Origin of the sequence: Microbacterium sp. LMI12-1-1.1 (assembly GCF_040676455.1) — a bacterium.
In the GTDB taxonomy this organism is placed as follows: domain Bacteria; phylum Actinomycetota; class Actinomycetes; order Actinomycetales; family Microbacteriaceae; genus Microbacterium.
The window spans coordinates 1579183-1596395 of record NZ_JBEGIA010000001.1 but is presented as its reverse complement, the minus strand read 5'-3'; the positions used below and the strand labels follow the sequence as shown (position 1 = coordinate 1596395).

Here is a 17213-nt window from a genome sequence, read left to right as displayed (position 1 = left end):
GAGCCCGGTTCCCGGGTGACCCGCTGGCAGACTAGTCGCATGGTGACGCTGCTGCTCGACTCGACGCAGCTCGAAGTGGTGCTGTCGGTGTCGGAGCGCGCGCTGTCATTCCGCAAGGGGAACGTCGTCATCGAACGGTCCACGATCACCAAGGTGCAGCTCACCGATGACGCCTGGACCTGGCTGCGCGGCGTCCCCAGCCCGGGCACGCACCTCCGCGGCGTCATCGCGATGGGGACGTGGCGCTCGGCGGGCGGCGACGACTTCGCCGTGATCCGCCGTCGCCGGCCCAGCGTCGTGATCGACCTCGAGGGCCACCCCGAGTTCCAGCGGATCATCCTGACGACCCGCCACGGCCTCGCGCTCGTGCAGGCGCTGCGTGTCGAGGTCGCCGCGGAGGCCGCCGACGTCGCCGAGATCGCGGCCGAGACGGGCACCATTCCCGTCGTGCCCGAGAAGAAGCCGCGCAAGCGCAAGACTCCCGCGCCCGCTCCCGCCGTCTGAAACCCCCGTGGCCCGCGTGTGCGGTCCGGGTTTCGCCGTTTCGGGATGCCGCGATCCTGCGTTTCCTGGACCCCTGGCGTTGCTCAGACCGCCGTCGGGCCGTGCGCGGTCCGGGTTTCGCAGGTTGGGGGCGGCCGGAAGCTGCGTTTCCTGGACCGGAGCGGCTGCGTCAGCTGACGTCGCGGCGCCAGCTCACCAGGTGGCCGACCACGACGAACACCGCCGCGTAGCCGAGCAGGATGAGGCCGCCCACCCACCACTCGAGCGGCTCCGTCGAGCCCTGCGGCATGCTCGCCGACAGCACGCTCGCTCCCACGAGGGCGTCGCTGGCGGCGCCGGGGAGGAACCGCGTGAAGTCCGACAGGCCGTCGACGAACGCCGCGGCGGTGCGGCCGATGGGCTCGACGAACTGCGTGAAGACCAGCACGCCGACGATGGCCCCGACCTGGTTGCGCACCAGGGCGCCGACCCCGACGCCGATGAGGGTCCAGAGCACGTAGGCGAGCAGCATCCGTCCGAGCATCGTCCAGGTGTCGAGCGATGTGATCTCGGTCTCGAGCCCGAAGCCGGCGAGGAAGGCGGCCGACGTGCCCAGCGCCGCCGCGATGCCGATGACGCCGAGCACCACGCCGATGAGGACGCCGACGGCGAGCTTCGCGGCGAGCACCCGGCCGCGGCGCGGCGTCGCGAGGAACGTCGGGGTCAGGGTCTTGTGCCGGAACTCCGCGGTCACCATGAGCGTGCCCACGAGGAGGGGGAAGACATACCCGACCGCGGTGGCCGTGCTGTAGAGGGTCGCGGCCAGGCCCTCTTCGGGGAGCGGTGGCGCGTCGCCCGGGAGCGCGCCCGTCGCCGCAGCGGCGAACACGAAGCCGAGGGCGGCCGCGGTGAAGGCGACGTAGGCGAAGAGGACGACGGCGAGGATCCACCAGACGCTGGTCGAGAAGAGCTTCGTCGTCTCGGCGCGCGTGGCCGCGGTCAGGCTCATCGGTCGCCCCCTTCCTGGTCGACGGACGCGCGGTCGTCGGCGGCCACGCGCTCTTCGTCACCATCGGAGGGGACGGATGCCTCGCCCGGCGTCGGCGGGACCGGCTCGGCCGTGTCGTCGGTCGTGGTCTCGGGGACCTCGGTCGCGGTCTCGGTCGCGGTGTCGGGCACCTCGGTCGCGGGGACTGCGTCGTCGTACGCGTCCTCGAAGGCGGCGGCCTCCGGCGGGATCCAGGGCTCGGGATCCGGCCCGGGACCCGGGTCCTCCGTCGGGGCGGGCTGGTCTTCGGGTGCGGCGTCGGGATCGCCGGCGTCCTCGGGATGGGACTCTGAGGGCGCAGAGGGCGGGTCGGTGTCGACGCCGGGTTCGGCGTCGCCGGTGTGCTCGGGATCCGCGCCGGGAGTGGGGCCGGGGTCGGCCGGGTCGGTGTCGGGCCCGGGATCGGCGTCACCGGCGGGCTGCGCTTCGGCATCCGCGTCGGGGTCGGATGCCGCATCCGCCTCGCCGCCGGGAACGGCGCGAGGATTGCCGTCGGCGTCGAACGCCGCGAAGAAGGCGTCGGCCTCGAAATCGGAGTCCGTCTTGACGTAGTGCTCCCACGGACGGTCGTCGTCCGCGTCGGCGGGCTCGGGGGTCGAGAGCTCGTCGTCGATCTCGCCGAGGGCCTCCACGTCGGGATCCGCGTCCTCCGGCGCCCACGGATCGTCGGCGGGGTATCCGCCGGACTCCTCGAGGATCGCTGCCCGCGCCGACGGCGCCTCGGCCGCGGGCCCCACGGCGGCGTGGTCGGCGTCGTCCCGTTCGGCGTCCTGCTGCTCGGCGGATGCCGGCGCGGGCTGGGCCGCGTTCTGCGCGGCGGCGGGAACGATGTCGATCACCCCGGTGCCGGCGACCGAGTACAACGACGCCGCGGACGCCGTCAGCGGTGGCTCGGCAGCAGCGGGCAGGTCTTCGCCACCGGCACCCGCGTCGTGCGCGCTCTCGGCGGAATCGGCATCGGCCGGTGCGTGGCCGCGCTCCGCGAAGGGCTCCTCGTCGCGCGCCTCGCGGGATTCGCCGGCCCACGCGGCGCCGGCGGCCGCGGCCAGAGCGGCGGCCGCACCGGGGGCTCCCGTCGCCTCGGCATCGAGCGCCGCGGCGCTGAGCGCCGACTCCTCGGCCTCATCCGCCTCCGAGTCGCCGTCCTCGTCGGATGCCGGCGCCCCGACCGACTGCGCCGCGATCGCGCCCACCGCGACCGCGTCCACGGCGGTCACCTCGACCGACTCCGCCGGGACCGCGTCCACCGCGGTCGCCTCGGCCGATTCCGCGGAGGCCGCAGCGTCCGGCTCCGCGGAGGCCTCAGCCGCGGCGACACCGATGACCCCGGCCGCGCCGGCTGCGGCATCCGTTCCCTGCACCGGCGAGAGCGAGCCGACGGCGCCGGTCGCGCTGGCGTGCACGCGGACGCCGTTCACGAGGTCGAGGAAGACCTCCTCGAGCGCCGGTCCGCGCCGGTGCAGCGACGACAGCGCCACGCCGCCGGCCGCGGCGGCCGCACCCACGGCGGCCGGGTCGACGCCGCGCACGGTCAGGCCCGAGCGGAGCACTTCGAACGGCACGCCCGCCGCCCGCAGGGCATCCATGAGCGCCGCGCGGTCGGGGGCATCGACGACCGTGGCGTGCTCGTCGGGGTCGGTGAGCTCGTCGATGGAGCCCTGGAACACCAGGCGCCCGCGCGAGATGATCAGCAGCGCGTCGACGGTCTGCTGCACCTCGGCGAGCAGGTGCGACGACACGAGCACCGTGCGGCCCTCGGCCGCGAGCTGGCGGAGGAAGCCGCGCATCCAGCGGATCCCCTCGGGATCGAGGCCGTTCGCCGGCTCGTCGAGCACGAGCACGCCCGGGTCGCCCAGCAGCGCGTAGGCGAGGCCCAGGCGCTGGCGCATGCCGAGTGAGAATCCGCCGACCTTGCGGCCCGCGGCATCCGTCAATCCCACGAGGTCCAGCACCTCGCCGACGCGCGTCTTCGCGATGCCCGCGGCCTGCGCGTAGATGGTGAGGTGCGCCGCCGCCGTGCGACCGGGGTGGAAGCTGGATGCCTCGAGCACGGCGCCGACGGTCTGCAGCGGCTGGTCGAGCTCGGCGTAGCGCTTGCCGCCGATCGTCGCGTGGCCGTCCGTGGCGCGGACGAGGCCCAAGAGGATCCGCAGCGTGGTGGTCTTGCCGGCGCCGTTCGGGCCGAGGAATCCGGTCACCTGCCCGGGCTCGACGCGGGCGGTGAGCCCGGAGACGGCCGTGACGGCGCCGAAGCGCTTGGTGACACCTGAGAACTCCAGCGACTGGCCGTGGGGCATGCCGAACCCTTCCCGTGGACGTGAGCGAGACACCCCGCGGGGCACAGGTCGGGGCCGCTTCATTGCGGATTCCTTGCGGAACCGAGTCCCATCCTGGCGGAAATCCCGCTCCAGCGTGGGAGAACTTCACCCGCCCGGTAACGTTGCGCTCGTGACCGACCTCGCCACCGACGCCGCAGAGCCCACCGTCCTCGCGAGGGCGAGCGGCGGCCTCGGGCGCCTGACCCTGAACCGTCCGCGGGCGATCAACGCCCTCGACCTCGGCATGGTCCGCCGGCTGCACGAGGTCCTCGACGCATGGGAGCACGACACCGAGGTCGACGTCGTGCTGCTCGACGGCGCGGGCGAGCGCGGGCTCTGCGCCGGCGGCGACGTGCGCGGGCTCGCCGAGCAGGTCACGAGCGGCCGCGCCGAGGACGCCGGGGTGTTCTTCCGCGACGAGTACGCGATCAACGCCCGCATCGCCGAGTACCCGAAGCCCTTCATCGCGTTCGCGGACGGCATCACGATGGGCGGAGGCATCGGCGTCGCCGGGCACGCGGCGATCCGCATCGTGACCGAGCGGTCGCAGCTGGCGATGCCCGAGACGCGCATCGGCTTCACCCCCGACGTCGGCGGCACATGGCTGCTGGCCCACGCGCCGGGCCGCCTGGGGGAGTACCTCGGACTCACCGGCGCCGTGATGGATGCCTCGGACGCGATCTACGCCGGATTCGCCGACCACTTCGTGCCCCACGAGAACCTCGACGCGGTCCGCGATGCGCTCGAGACGCGCGCCGATCCCTCCACGCCGACCGAGCTGGTGCTGCTCTTCGACGAGACACCGGTGCGATCGAAGCTCGAGGCGGCACGCGCGTGGATCGACGACGCCTTCGCCGCCGACACCGTGCCCGAGATCGTCGAGCGACTGCGCGCGCGCCCCGAGCCCGAGGCATCCGCCACAGCCGATCTGCTCGGCGAGCTCTCGCCGACCGGGCTCGCGGTGACGCTGGCGGCCGTGCGCCGCGCGCGCGAGCTGCCGGGACTGCGCGACGCGCTCGACCAGGAGTACGGGCTCGTGATGTGGTTCGCCACGACCCAGCCCGACCTCGCGGAGGGCATCCGGGCGCAGGTCATCGACAAGGACCGCTCGCCGCGCTGGCAGCCCGCGACGCTCGCCGACCTGCCGCCGGACGTCGGCGCGACCGCGCTGGCCCACCGACCCGACATCCCGCTCTGGGGCTGACACAGGTCGGCGGACGAGGAGGGATCATGGCAACCCGGCGCCGCGCGTACTCGATCGGTGTGGCGATCGACTGGTTCTTCTTCGTCTTCGCCGGGCTGGCGGCACTGTGGCTGGCCTACCTCAGCTTCACCGAGACGTTCCACGTCGGCTGGTGGGGCATCCCGTTCTTCCTGGCGTTCTGGCTGCTGCTCGCCTACCTCGTGCTGCCACGCCTGCACCGCATCCTCACCACCATCTACGTGCCCGAGTACTTCATCGGACGCACCCGGACCAGCGACGGGCTCCTCGGCGATCCGGTGAACCTGGCGTTCCAGGGCACGGGCGAGCAGATCCGCGCCGCGCTCGAGGCCGCCGGCTGGACGCGCGCAGAGCCGGTCACCCTCGGGTCTTCATGGCGCATCGTCGCGTCGACGCTCACGCGGCGCAGCTACGACGAGGCGCCGGTGAGCCCGCTGTTCCTCTTCGGCCGCCAGCAGGACTTCGCGTACCAGCAGGAGGTCGACGGCAATCCCGCGCAACGTCACCATGTGCGGTTCTGGCGCTGCCCCGACGACTGGCTGCTGCCCGGCGGGCGCCGGGTCGAGTGGCTCGCCGCGGGCACCTTCGACACGCGGGTGGGGCTGTCGCTGTTCACGCTGCAGGTCACGCACAAGATCGACGCCGACACCGATGTCGAGCGCGACCACATCGTCCGGACGGTGACGGATGCCGATGCCCGCGTCGCTGTCGACGTCATCGCCGACTTCGCCACCGGCTACCACGCGCGCAACGGAGGCGGCGACAGCATCCGCACCGACGGCGACCTGCCCATCGTCGACGTGCGCGCGGTCGAGCCGCGCGTCGGCGCGTCCGGGGAGGTGGCGGCGTGAGCGCAGAGACGCCTGCTCCCCAGAAACGACCCGCGTTCGAGCCCGCCGCGCGACTGCTGAAGCCGCCGCAGTACGACCCGCACATGAAGCGGCCCATCTCCACGACGGCCGGCGCCGCGCTGATCCTGCTGCGCGTCCTCGCCGGTGTGGCCGTGCTCGTCGGCATCGCGGCCGGGTGGGACGAGATCCTCGCCGATCCCGACTCCGTGCTCGAGGGGTTCGACCCGAGCCCGGAGGGGACGCAGGCGGCGCTGTGGCTCGTGCTGGGCACGGGCGCGGTGGTGCTGCTGCTCGACCTCGCGCTGGCATTCCTCGTATACCGGGGCATCAACTGGGCGCGCGTAGTCGTGATGCTCATCTCGGTGCTCTCGATCAGCACATCCTTCACCGCGTGGTGGGCGCAGGGCCAGGAGATCGAGATCGACGGGACGTACGTGTCGCTGAGCCTCGACATCCTGGTCCTGCTCGCCCTGTCCAGCCGCAGCGCCGCCGCCTACGCTCGGCGGAACGAGCGCCGCGACGCGCCCGACGATCGGACGCGATGAGCGCCGCGACGCGCCCGACGGCCCGGGGGTGACGTAGCCTGATCTGCGGTGTTCCGCGCGGCCGGTCCGTGCGGCAGCGGCTCGTGGGGAGGGTGCGTGTTCGACAGTCCGCTCTCGGCGTCGGCCTACGAGGTGCTCGCGGTCGACCCCGGTGTCGACGACGAGACGCTGCGCAAGGCCTATCGCCTGCGGCTGCGGCAGACCCACCCCGACACCGGCGGCGACGCCGCCGTGTTCATCCAGGTGCAGCGCGCGTGGGAGCTCGTCGGCACACCGGACGCCCGCGCGGCGTACGACCGCGGCCACGGGTTCGGCGAGGCGGCGGCCCCCGAGTGGTCGGGCTGGCGGCCGCCGGCGGCCCGCACCGACACCCGTCCGCGTGCGCGCTCGTACGGGCACCCCGGCGGCTGGCGCCGCGAGCGCTACCTCACGCTCATCCGCGAGTGGGCCGGACGCGGCGTGACGCTCGACGACCCGTACGATCCGGCGCTCGTGCGCTCGGCCCCCGTGGCGTTGCGGCGCCTGCTCGCTGATGCGCTCGCCGAGGAGGCGACGGCCCGCATCGTGGCCGACCTCGGCATGGGTTACACGGTGTGGCACGACGTCGCCGCGGCGGGACGGGATGCCGATCCCGACGCCAAGATCGACCACATCGTGCTCGGCCCGAGCGGCCTGTACGGCATCCTGTCGGAGGACTTCGGCGGACCCGCGCGCCTGCGGCGCGGCGAGTTCATCGGCGACGGCGTCTCGGGCGCACCGCTGGCCGAGCTGCTGGCTCACATGCGGGTCATCTCACGCGGGGCGGGCGTCCGCTTCAGCGGCGCGATCGTGGTGCTGCCCGACGAAGACGTGATCGATCCGATCCAGGAGCTCGGCAAGGTTCGCGGCGTGCGGGTCGCGGTGACGTCGCGCAGTGCGCTGGCGACCGTGCTGCGTCGTGGCATCACCGGCGCGCGCGACATCGGCGGCAACGAGGTCTTCGACATCCGCACCCGGCTGCAGCAGACCGTCCGCTTCGCGTAGCCGCGCGCCCGCGCCTCGTCGACAGCGTGTGCTCTCGCCGCGAGCACACGCCGTTCACGTTCTTGACGTGGGCTCTCGGCGAGAGCGTGCGCTGTCGATGGGGGCGATGCCGAATTGGCAGACATCGGATGATCCAGTAGCGGAATCGCGATCGACAACATAACATTACGTCGTAAAGTAATCCATGGAGGATCCGGATGACGCTCGACGTTGAGCATGTGACACCCGCCACGGCGGTGATCCCGCAGCCGCGAAGGCTGACCACTCGCGCACGGTTCTCCCGGAGCGTGCGGCGGTACTGGCAGCTCTATCTGCTCCTGCTGCTGCCCATCGTGTGGTTCATCGTGTTCCGGTACGTGCCGATGGCGAACGCCGTGATCGCGTTCAAGAACTACAACCCCATCGACGGGGTGTGGGGGAGCCCCTGGGTCGGCTTCGACAACTTCGAGCGGCTGTTCGGCAACCCCGTGTTCCCGCGGCTGGTGGCCAACACGTTCATCCTCGCCGCGTACACCTTGATCGCCAGCCTGCCGCTGCCGATCATCCTGGCGCTCGCGCTGAACGAGGTGCGGCTGCGCTTCTTCAAGCGCACGGTGCAGCTCATGACGTACGCCCCGTACTTCATCTCGACGGTCGTGATCGTGTCCATGACGATCCTGCTGCTGTCGCCTCGCGTCGGCCTGCTGGGGCGCACGTTCAGCTTCTTCGGCGCCGGCCAGGTCGACCTGCTGGCCGACGCCGACTTCTTCCGCCACATCTACGTGGCCACCGACCTGTGGACGACGACGGGGTACTCGGCGGTCATCTACCTCGCGGCGCTCGCATCCGTGGACGTCTCGCTCTATGAGGCGGCGAAGATCGACGGTGCCTCGCGCCTGCAGAAGATCCGGCACGTCGATCTGCCCGCGCTCATGCCGACGGCGACGATCATCCTCATCCTGGGCGTCGGAAACATCATGGCCATCGGGTTCGAGAAGGCGTTCCTGCTGCAGAACGCGCTCAACCTCTCGACGTCGGAGATCATCCCGACGTACGTGTACAAGACGGGCATCCTCAACGCGAACTTCAGTCTCGGCGCGACGATCGGCCTCTTCAACGCCGTGATCAGCCTGGTGCTGCTGCTCGTCGTCAATGCGGTGTCCAAGCGGGTCACGGGAAGCGGGCTGTGGTGAGCAACGTCATCAGCAAGGAGGCCGTCCTCGCCGAAGAGGCCGCCGTCGGCGCCGTCGCCGCTCGATCCCTCCCCAGCGACCGGCGCAGGCGATCGGAGCCGCGCGGCGTGAAGATCCGAGAGACCAGGGGTGACCGCGCCTTCGTCGCGGTGGCCTACGTGCTGCTGACGATCTTCCTGCTGGTGGTGCTGCTGCCGCTCCTGAACATCGTCGCCAGCTCGCTGTCGAGCCCGCACGCCGTCTCGTCGGGCCAGGTGCTGTTCTGGCCGGTCGACATCACCTTCCGCGGCTACGTCGAGGCGCTCGGCAATCCGGCGATCGTGCGCGGCTTCGCGAACTCGGCCTTCTACACCGTGATCGGCACGCTCATCAGCGTGGCCGGCACGGTCGCGATCGCGTACCCGCTGTCACGCCAGAACCTGTTCGGCCGCAAGGTCATCACCGGCGCCGTCGTCTTCACGATGCTGTTCAGCGGCGGCGTGATCCCGATGTACCTGGTGGTGCAGTCGCTGGGGCTCCTCGACACCCGCTGGTCGATGCTGCTGCCGAACGCGATCGGCGTCTGGCAGGTCATCATCGCGATGGTGTTTTTCCGCGCCTCCATCCCCGACGAGGTCTATGAGGCGGCGCAGCTGGACGGCGCCAGCGAGCTGCGGATCCTCTGGTCGATCGTCCTCCCGCTCGCGAAGCCCCTGATCGCCGTCATCGCGCTCATGTACGCGATCATGCAGTGGAACTCGTACTTCGACGCGCTGCTCTACCTCCGCAACGCCGACCTGCAGCCGTTGCAGCTCGTGCTCCGCGGCCTCCTCGTGCTCAACGACGCCGGCGGCGGCGGCGACGTCGGCGAGCAGCTCCGGCGGCGGGAGCTCGCCGATCTGCTCCGCTACTCGACCGTCGTCATCGCGACGGTGCCGATGCTCGTCGTCTACCCGTTCGTCGCCAAGTACTTCAACAAGGGGATCATGGTCGGCGCCGTCAAGGGCTGACCCGCTTCCCCTCACAGACCCACCACCACGCAATATGACCCGGGCAAAGGAGATTCCGGCAATGAGACACAGCTTGATGAGGGGAGCGGTCGCGTCGATCGCGATCGCGGCGACCGCGCTCGCGATGGCGGCGTGCACGCCCTCTGCCGACCAGGACAACGGGAAGCTCGTCGCTTTCGGTCCGCAGGGCGACAACGGCACGCTCAAGGAGAACAGCTTCACCCAGGAGGTCGAGAAGAAGTTCGACATCGACTTCGACTGGCAGACCACCACCTACGACGGCAGCGTCGCGGGCGAGAAGCGGCAGGTCTCGCTCGCCAGCGGCGACTACCCGGACGCGTACTTCCTGGTGCCGTGGGTCGACGCCTTCTCGCGCAGCGAGATCCTGAAGTACGGCCAGCAGGGGGTCCTGCTGCCGCTGGAGGACCTCATCGACGAGTACGCGCCGACGCTCAAGGAGCGCTTCGAGGAGAAGCCGGACTGGAAGGAGTCGGTCACCGCCCCCGACGGGCACATCTACGCGATCACCCAGTGGAGCGAGTGCTACCACTGCAGCTTCCCGTCCAAGCTGTGGATGAACACGACGTGGTTGGAGAAGCTGGGCCTCGAGCAGCCGACGACCACCGAGGAGCTGCGGACGGTGCTGCGGGCGTTCAAGAACGACGACCCCAACGGCAACGGCGTGCAGGACGAGGTGCCGCTGAGCGGGTCGGCGACGCAGCCGATCGTCAACTACCTCATGAACGCGTTCGCCTACGCGCCGGTCGCGGGGCCGTCCAGCCCGCCTCCGATGGTGATGGACGACGGTGAGGTGCAGCTCGCTGCCGCATCGGACGAGTGGCGTGCGGGCCTCGCGTACATCAATTCCCTCGCGTCGGAGGGGCTGCTCGACACCGCGGCGTTCACCCAGAACGGCGACGGGCTCAAGGCGCTCGGCGACAACTCCGGCACCGAGATCCTCGGTTCCGCGGTCGATCTGCATCCGTACGACTTCGTGACGCCCGAGTCTCCGGACGGCCGTGACAAGAACTACGACGCGGTCGCTCCTGTCGCCGGCCCCGACGGGACGCAGCTGGCGACGTGGCGGTCGCCCGTGAACCCGGTGGGCATCTTCGCCCTCACCAACAAGTCGACCGAGGACGAGCGCATCAAGGCGATCAAGGTCATCGACTACCTCGTGACGGACGAAGGCGACAAGCGGGGCGCGATGGGTCCGGAGGGCGAGGCGTGGGTGCCGGCGGAAGAGGGCGACGTGGCGCTCGACCCGGAGCTGGAGCCCTCCTTCAAGCCGCTCACCTACGACGAGACCTCGAACGCCGCCTGGCGCTCGATGGCGCAGTACTGGGACTCGCTGGAGTACCGCAACTCGCAGGTCGTCCCCGAGGACGTCTACTCGCCGGACGGCTACGAGCGGCGCCTGCTCATCGCGTCGAAGGAGTACGAGCCCTACATGCCCGACGAGAGCATCCTGTTCCCGGCCGAGAGGCTGTGGCCCGACGCCGACACGTCGGCAGAGCTCGCCGATCTGCAGACGAACATCGCCAACTACGTCACGCAGGCGCAGGCGGAGTTCGTCACCGGCCAGCGGGACATCAACGACGACGGCGCCTGGCAGGCGTACCTCGACGACCTGGACGGTCTCGGTCTCGCGCAGTTCCTGCAGATGGAGCAGGACCTGTACGACGCGCTGAAGTAGGACGCAGTACCCACGACGATGCCCGGCGGTCGCGAGACCGCCGGGCACCGTCGTGTCGCGGCTCGGGCTAGAGCACGCGCAGGTTCTCGAGCGCGTCGTCGTCCCATGAGATGCCGATGCCGGGCTCGTCGGGGGCGGTCGTGCGACCGCCGGTCACCGCGAGGTCGGCGGTCGTGACGGCGCGCAGCTGCGGGATGTACTCGACGATGCGACCGTTGGGCACCGCGGCGACGAGGCTGACGTGCAGCTCCATGAGGAAGTGGGGGCACACCGGCACGTTGAACGCCTCGGCGAGGTGCGCGATCTTCAGCCACGGCGTGATGCCGCCGACACGCGCGACGTCCGGCTGGACGATGGTGGCGGCATCGCGTGCGAGGTACTCCTTGAACTGCCCGACGGAGTACAGCGACTCGCCGACCGCGATGGGGATGGATGTCGATTCCACGAGGCGGGCGTGCGCCGACACGTCGTCGGCGGGCAGCGGCTCTTCGAGCCAGGAGATCCCGGACGGCTCGATCGCGCGGGCGAGAGCGCGCGCATCGGCGAGGGTGAGCCCCTGGTTCGCGTCGACCATGAGCGGGTAGCCCGGCCCGACGGCCGCACGCACGGCGGCGAGGCGCTCGACATCGCGGCGCGGGTCGGGCGAGCCGACCTTGAGCTTGGAGCCGTGCCAGCCGCCGTCGCGTGCGGCGACGGTGTTGGTGACGAGGGTGTCGGGGTCGATGTGCAGCCAGCCTCCCTCGGTGTCGTAGAGCCGCACCTCCGGATCGCTGCCCCCGACGGCACGCCAGAGCGGCTCTCCATTGCGCCGGCATCCGGCATCCCACACCGCCGTGTCGATCGCCGCGAGCGCGAGCGAGGTGATGGCGCCCACCGTGGTGGCGCGGGTCTGTGAGAACGCATGCCGCCAGACCGCCTCGGGGCGGCGCACGTCCTGCCCGATGATCGCGGGCAGGAGGTGGTCCCGCAGCATCGACAGCACGGCGCGGCCGCCGGTGCCGATCGTGTACGAGTAGCCGCGTCCGGGCGTGCCGTCGTCGGTCTCGAGGTCGACGAGGATCGTCTCCTGCTTCACGAACGACTGCACCGCGTCGGTGCGGACGGTCTCGACGGGGATGTCGACGAGCATGGCGCGAGCGCGCGTGATGACGGGCATGGCTTCTCCGGGAAGGACGGATGCCGCGGCGCGGCGTCAGCGGACGAGCGACTGGATGGCGGCCGCAGCGGCGCCGCGGGCCCAGTCCTGGAAGGTGTGCGGCCGCGTCACGATGCGGCAGCGGGCAGCGGCACCGAACGCGTGGGCGTCGAAGGCGTCGCGCAGGTTCTTCTCGAAGAGGTCGAAGTTCGACACTCCCTCGCCGCCGATGATGACGAGTTCAGGGCCGGCGAGGTTGACCAGCGTGGCGATCGCGGTGCCGATGAGACTGGCTGCCTCGCGGAACGCGGCCTCGGCGGCCGGGTCGCCCGCGTGCGCGAGGCGGACCGCCTCCTCGATGTCGACGTCGCGGCCGAGCGCGGCCGACACGGTGGCCGCGATCGCGGCCGTGGAGGCCACGGCCTCGACGCAGCCGCGGCGTCCGCACGAGCAGATGCGCGCGGGGTCGGCGAGCGGCAGGTGGCCGATCTCGCCGGACACCCCGAACGCGCCGGTGACGACCTGCCCGTTCAGGTGCAGGCCGCTGCCGATGCCGCGGCCGATGGTGACGATCGCGAACGACTCCATGCCGAGGCCGACGCCGAACCAGTGCTCGCCGACGGTGAGTGCGTGAACGTCGTTCTCCAGTGTCACGGGCCGGCCGAGCCGCTCCTGCAGCAGCCCGCCGAAGTCGACGTCCGCCCACCCCATGATCGCCGACTCCCGGACGACGCCGGTGGAGGTGTCGACGTCGCCCGACACCGAGACGCCGACGCCGGCGATGGCATCGCGCTTGTCGCCGAGGCGGTCTTCGAGACGGCGCACCACCTCGATGATCGCCTCCGCCGCCGACCCCGGATCGTGCGCGGCCAGCGGCCGGGTCTCGGCGGCGAGCACCGTCGTGGCGAGATCGGTGGCTACGCCGATCACCTCGTCGACGTTGACCTTGATGCCCAGCAGCACCATCGCATCGGGGACGATCGACACCGGCGCTGCGGGGCGACCGGGGTTTCCGTCGCGGTGGGTCGCGGGCGGGGCGTCGACGAGACCGGCGGCGACGAGAGGCGAGACCGCCTTGGTGACGGCGGCCTGCGACAGTCCGGTCTGGCGGGCGATGTCGATGCGGCTGATGGGGCTGCGGGTCAGGATGGTGGCGAACACCCTCGAGCCTGCTTCCGACGCCGAACGGATGAGCGTCGTGCGCGCAGCGGTGTCGTGATCCATCGGTTCCTTCGGTCTCAGTCGATACGGTAGCGAGTCCGCGGGTCAGGCGCTGGGGCGACCGGCGGTGAGTCGGAGCGGTGCCAGGTGCGCGGCGGCGAACTCGAGCGCGTTCTCCTCGTCGAGGTCGCCGCCCGCTTCGTGGCCGTTGTACGGCCACAGCACCACCTGCTTGGGTCCGGCGTAGGCCGTGAAAGCGGGGAGCACGGATGCCGGGGGCGCGATGCCGTCGCGGAGCCCGGTGCTCAGCAGGGCCGGCGCGGTGGCGCGCGTGGCGTGGTTCACGCCGTCGAAGTACCGCAGGGTGTCGAGGGCGGTGGCCGTGTCGAGGCGCCGGTCGGCGAAGTGCTGGGTCAGCAGGGCGTACGGGTGCTCGACGCTGAGCCGGGCCGCGCGATTCAGCTCGCACAGGAACGGCGCCTGGACGATCGCGACCGCGAGGTCGGGCACGAGTCCCGCGATCGCCAGCGCGATCCCGCCGCCCTGGCTCGCGCCGACGGCTCCGACGCGGGCCTCATCGACGATGTCGAGAGACCTCAGCGCCTCGACGGCCCGCACGGCGTCGGCGTACACCCGCCGGTAGTAGTACTCGTAGGGCGAGCGGATGCCGCGGGTGAGGAACCCGCCGGCGGAAGGTCCGCCGTCCGGGTGGTCGTCGTCGGTGTCGCCGTGGCCCTGGCCGCGGGCATCCACCACGAGGTGCGCGTAGCCGGCGGCCGCCCAGCGCAGGTCGCGCAGCGCGTGGCCGCGGCCGTTGCCGTAGCCGAAGAACTGCACGAGGCCGGGCAGCGGCGCCGTCGCGCCGTGCGGGACGCGCAGCCAGGCGTGGATCCGTGTGCCCCCGAAGCCGCGGAATGTGACGTCGAACACGTCGATGACCGCGAGGCCGGTATCCCGCGGCTCGACGGTGACGTCGAGCGGGTGGCGCCGCGTCTCGCCGAGGGTGTCGGCCCAGAACCGGTCGAAGTCCGGCGGCTCGGTCTGGGTGGTGGGCTCGTCGACGAGGGTGAGCTCACCGCGCACGGAGCACCCCGATCGCGAGGCCGGCGGCGTCGGTGAGCGCGTCCACCGGCACGTCGACGGTCCCGTCGGCGGGTACCCGGACCACCGCGCGGCCGCCCGCGCAGTCGACGATCACGTCGCGCTCGCCCCCGCGGATGCTGCGCAGCGTCGCCGACGCCAGCGCGCCGTCGCGCCACGCCAGGTCGACCACGAGGCCGGTTCGTGCGCCGAGTCCCTGCGCGTCGCCGTCGGTCCACGTGGACGGCAGGGCGGGCAGCAGCCGCACGACGCCGTCATGGCTCTGCACCAGCATCTCGGCGATGCCGGCCGGGAAGCCGAGATTGCCGTCGATCTGGAACGGGGGATGGGTGCTGAAGAGGTTGGGCAGCAGGCCGCCCCACTCCGACCCGTCCACGGGTCCGTGGCGGGTCGCGTCGCCGTCGAACGGCGCGAGCGCCTCGTCCAGGAGCGCCGCGGCGGCATCGCCGTCGCCGATGCGGGCGCGCAGCGCGATCTTCCACGCCCACGACCAGCCCATCGCTCCGGAGCCGCGCGCGTCGAGCAGGCGGACGCCGGCCTCGAAGAGCTCGCGATCGCGGTCGGGCGTGAGGGTGTCGAGCGGATACATGCCGACGAGGGGCGACAGGTGCCGGTGCAGCGGTTCGACCTCGACCACCTCGGCCGACCACTCGCTCAGCCGGCCGTCGGAGCGGATCCCCACCGGGGCGAGCGCGGCCAGCGCGCGATCGATCTCGGCCGTGAGCGGGTCGTCGTCGGCACCGAGCGCATCGATGGCCGTGAGGGCGCGCTCGAAGAGCGCCTGGATGAGGAAGACATCGGATGCCGCCGTCAGCCCGATCGCGGTGGACCCGCCGTCGGGTCCGATGAAGGAGTTCTCGGGCGCCGTCGACGGCGAGGTGCGCAGCATCCCGTCGGGACCGGGCACCAGCCAGTCGAGGCAGAACTCGACGGCGCCGCGCATGACCGGCCAGATGCGGGAGCGAAGCAGCTCGAGGTCTCCGCCGAACTCGTACGCGTCCCACAGGTTGTGGGTGAGCCACACGCCGCCCATCATCCAGATCGCCCAGCTGGGCGCACCGTGGCCGCCGCCGACCGGAAGGCTCCAGCCCCACACGTCCGAGTTGTGGTGCGCCACCCAGCCGCGGGCGCCGTACAGCTCGCGCGCGACGTCGGCACCGGTGCGGGCGAGATGCTCGACCAGCGCGAGCAGCGGCTCGGACGCGTCGTCGAGGCCGAGCACGGGCGCTGCCCAGTAGTTCATCTGCGTATTGATGTTGATCGTGTAATTGGACGACCACGCAGGACGCAGCTGGTCGTTCCAGATGCCCTGCAGGTTCGCGGGCGGCCCACCCGCCCGGGACGACGAGGCGAGCAGATACGCGCCGAACTCGGCGGCGATCGTCGCCTTCAGCTGCGCGTCGCCGGTGTGGAGGATGTCGCGGTCGATGTCCCACGTGCCTTCCCGTCGACCGCCGATCGCGAACCGTGCCCGAGCGTGGCGCCGACGATCGGCGATGTGCTCGGCGAGCAGCGCGGACGGTGCGCGGTGTGCCGCGGCATCCGCGCGCTGTATGGCACGGTCCCGGACCGCCTCGCGGGAGGCGGTCCGCCACTCCCCGTCCGCGTCGGCCCACCAAAACTCGGCGCGGGACGATGTGGAGAGGGCGATCAGCAGCCGGCGAGCCCCGTGGACGGCCGCGCGTGCAGGCGCGGCATCCACGAAACCGTCGGTGTCCAGCGCGACCGCGACGGCCGCGAAGGCGTCGAAGTCGGTGTCGGCCTCGGCGTACCGCAGGGGCGGCTCGACCGAGGTCTCGTGCAGGGGTGCCCCGTCGACCGGGATCTCGATGTCGAGACCGAGACCGTTCGCGGTGCCGCGGAGGGGTGTCGATAGCGAGAGGGATGCCGCGAACTCGACGTCCGCGGTGAGCTCGACGATCAGTGCCTGTGCGGGCGCCGACACCCAGGAGCGCCGGCGGACGGTGCCGCCGGGAACCTGCAGTGTCTCGGTCAGCACGGCTTCGTCGAGGTCGAGGATGCGCGCCGGGGTCACGGCGGTCGCGCCGGCGACTTCGACCGCGAGGTCGCCGAGCGGGAGGAACTCCTGCGAGTAGGGGCCTTCGAACGACATGAGCAGGGCTTCGGCGGTGCGGACGTCGCCGGCGTCGAGTGCCGCGCGGATCTCTGCGAGCCGCTCGGGTCCGGCGCCGCCGGCGAGCACGTCGCGCAGCGCCGCGGGTGGGCCGTCGGGGGTACCCGACCAGACGGTGGCGTCGTTGAGCGCGTACCGCCCGGTCGCGCCGCCGAAGACCATGGCGCCGATACGGCCGTTGCCCAGAGGTGCGGCCTCCTCCCACCGATCGGCGGGGGCGCTCCACGACAGTCGCAGGGTGTCGCTCATCTCGATCCTCGGTCGTCGGTGTCCGAGATCGCGAGTGTCCGTGGCGACCTCGCCTGCAGACCTCGGATCTTTGCTTGCGACGCCAG

14 protein-coding genes are annotated in these 17213 nt (G+C 71.7%); 8 read left to right on the top strand and 6 right to left on the bottom strand.

All coding sequences use genetic code 11. The features are described from left to right. Nucleotides 1-39: 39 nt before the first annotated feature. Nucleotides 40-504, top strand: coding sequence for a hypothetical protein (locus tag MRBLMI12_RS07435; RefSeq protein WP_308868952.1), 465 nt, complete (start codon nucleotides 40-42; stop codon nucleotides 502-504). A gap of 169 nt (nucleotides 505-673) precedes the next feature. On the opposite strand, the gene MRBLMI12_RS07430 is transcribed toward MRBLMI12_RS07435, so the two are convergent. Then, nucleotides 674-1492, bottom strand: a complete 819-nt coding sequence (locus tag MRBLMI12_RS07430) for an ABC transporter permease (RefSeq protein WP_363355249.1) — start codon at nucleotides 1490-1492, stop codon at nucleotides 674-676. Further along, nucleotides 1489-3828, bottom strand: coding sequence for an ATP-binding cassette domain-containing protein (locus tag MRBLMI12_RS07425; protein WP_363355247.1), 2340 nt, complete (start codon nucleotides 3826-3828; stop codon nucleotides 1489-1491). The genes MRBLMI12_RS07430 and MRBLMI12_RS07425 overlap by 4 nt, the downstream gene beginning before the upstream one ends. A 151-nt stretch (nucleotides 3829-3979) precedes the next feature. On the opposite strand from MRBLMI12_RS07425, the gene MRBLMI12_RS07420 reads away from it, so the two are divergent. The 7 genes from MRBLMI12_RS07420 (at nucleotide 3980) to MRBLMI12_RS07390 (ending at nucleotide 11347) form a co-directional block, all read left to right on the top strand. Then, nucleotides 3980-5053, top strand: a complete 1074-nt coding sequence (locus MRBLMI12_RS07420; protein WP_349425448.1) for an enoyl-CoA hydratase/isomerase family protein — start codon at nucleotides 3980-3982, stop codon at nucleotides 5051-5053. A 26-nt stretch (nucleotides 5054-5079) separates the two neighbouring features. Next, complete coding sequence (locus MRBLMI12_RS07415) at nucleotides 5080-5922, top strand: LssY C-terminal domain-containing protein (RefSeq protein ID WP_363355244.1); 843 nt, start codon at nucleotides 5080-5082, stop codon at nucleotides 5920-5922. Then, nucleotides 5919-6467, top strand: a complete 549-nt coding sequence (locus MRBLMI12_RS07410; protein ID WP_349425446.1) for a hypothetical protein — start codon at nucleotides 5919-5921, stop codon at nucleotides 6465-6467. Before MRBLMI12_RS07415 ends, MRBLMI12_RS07410 begins: the two co-directional genes overlap by 4 nt. 96 nt (nucleotides 6468-6563) lie before the next feature. Next, complete coding sequence (locus MRBLMI12_RS07405; protein ID WP_363355242.1) at nucleotides 6564-7490, top strand: J domain-containing protein; 927 nt, start codon at nucleotides 6564-6566, stop codon at nucleotides 7488-7490. 197 nt (nucleotides 7491-7687) lie between these two features. Then, nucleotides 7688-8662, top strand: coding sequence for an ABC transporter permease (locus tag MRBLMI12_RS07400; RefSeq protein WP_349425444.1), 975 nt, complete (start codon nucleotides 7688-7690; stop codon nucleotides 8660-8662). Beyond that, a complete protein-coding gene (locus MRBLMI12_RS07395) occupies nucleotides 8659-9651 on the top strand; it encodes a carbohydrate ABC transporter permease (protein ID WP_363355239.1) in 993 nt (330 codons plus the stop codon). The genes MRBLMI12_RS07400 and MRBLMI12_RS07395 overlap by 4 nt, the downstream gene beginning before the upstream one ends. Nucleotides 9652-9712: 61 nt before the next feature. Next, nucleotides 9713-11347, top strand: a complete 1635-nt coding sequence (locus MRBLMI12_RS07390) for an ABC transporter substrate-binding protein (RefSeq protein ID WP_363355237.1) — start codon at nucleotides 9713-9715, stop codon at nucleotides 11345-11347. A gap of 67 nt (nucleotides 11348-11414) precedes the next feature. Here MRBLMI12_RS07390 and MRBLMI12_RS07385 read toward each other — a convergent pair whose 3' ends face one another. Genes MRBLMI12_RS07385 through MRBLMI12_RS07370 form a run of 4 tightly spaced genes read right to left on the bottom strand, consistent with a single transcriptional unit; the run spans nucleotide 11415 to nucleotide 17127 of the window. Beyond that, the gene (locus MRBLMI12_RS07385) at nucleotides 11415-12503 is read right to left on the bottom strand and encodes a mandelate racemase/muconate lactonizing enzyme family protein (RefSeq protein ID WP_363355235.1); all 1089 of its coding nucleotides are present in this window, start codon (nucleotides 12501-12503) and stop codon (nucleotides 11415-11417) included. Nucleotides 12504-12539: 36 nt separating this feature from the next. Beyond that, nucleotides 12540-13706, bottom strand: coding sequence for an ROK family transcriptional regulator (locus MRBLMI12_RS07380; RefSeq protein ID WP_363355233.1), 1167 nt, complete (start codon nucleotides 13704-13706; stop codon nucleotides 12540-12542). 42 nt (nucleotides 13707-13748) lie between these two features. Beyond that, nucleotides 13749-14726: an acetylxylan esterase gene (locus MRBLMI12_RS07375; RefSeq protein WP_363355231.1), complete on the bottom strand. Its 978-nt coding sequence runs from the start codon at nucleotides 14724-14726 to the stop codon at nucleotides 13749-13751. After that, nucleotides 14716-17127: a glycosyl hydrolase family 95 catalytic domain-containing protein gene (locus tag MRBLMI12_RS07370; protein ID WP_363355229.1), complete on the bottom strand. Its 2412-nt coding sequence runs from the start codon at nucleotides 17125-17127 to the stop codon at nucleotides 14716-14718. Before MRBLMI12_RS07370 ends, MRBLMI12_RS07375 begins: the two co-directional genes overlap by 11 nt. Between the last annotated feature and the right edge of the window lie 86 nt (nucleotides 17128-17213).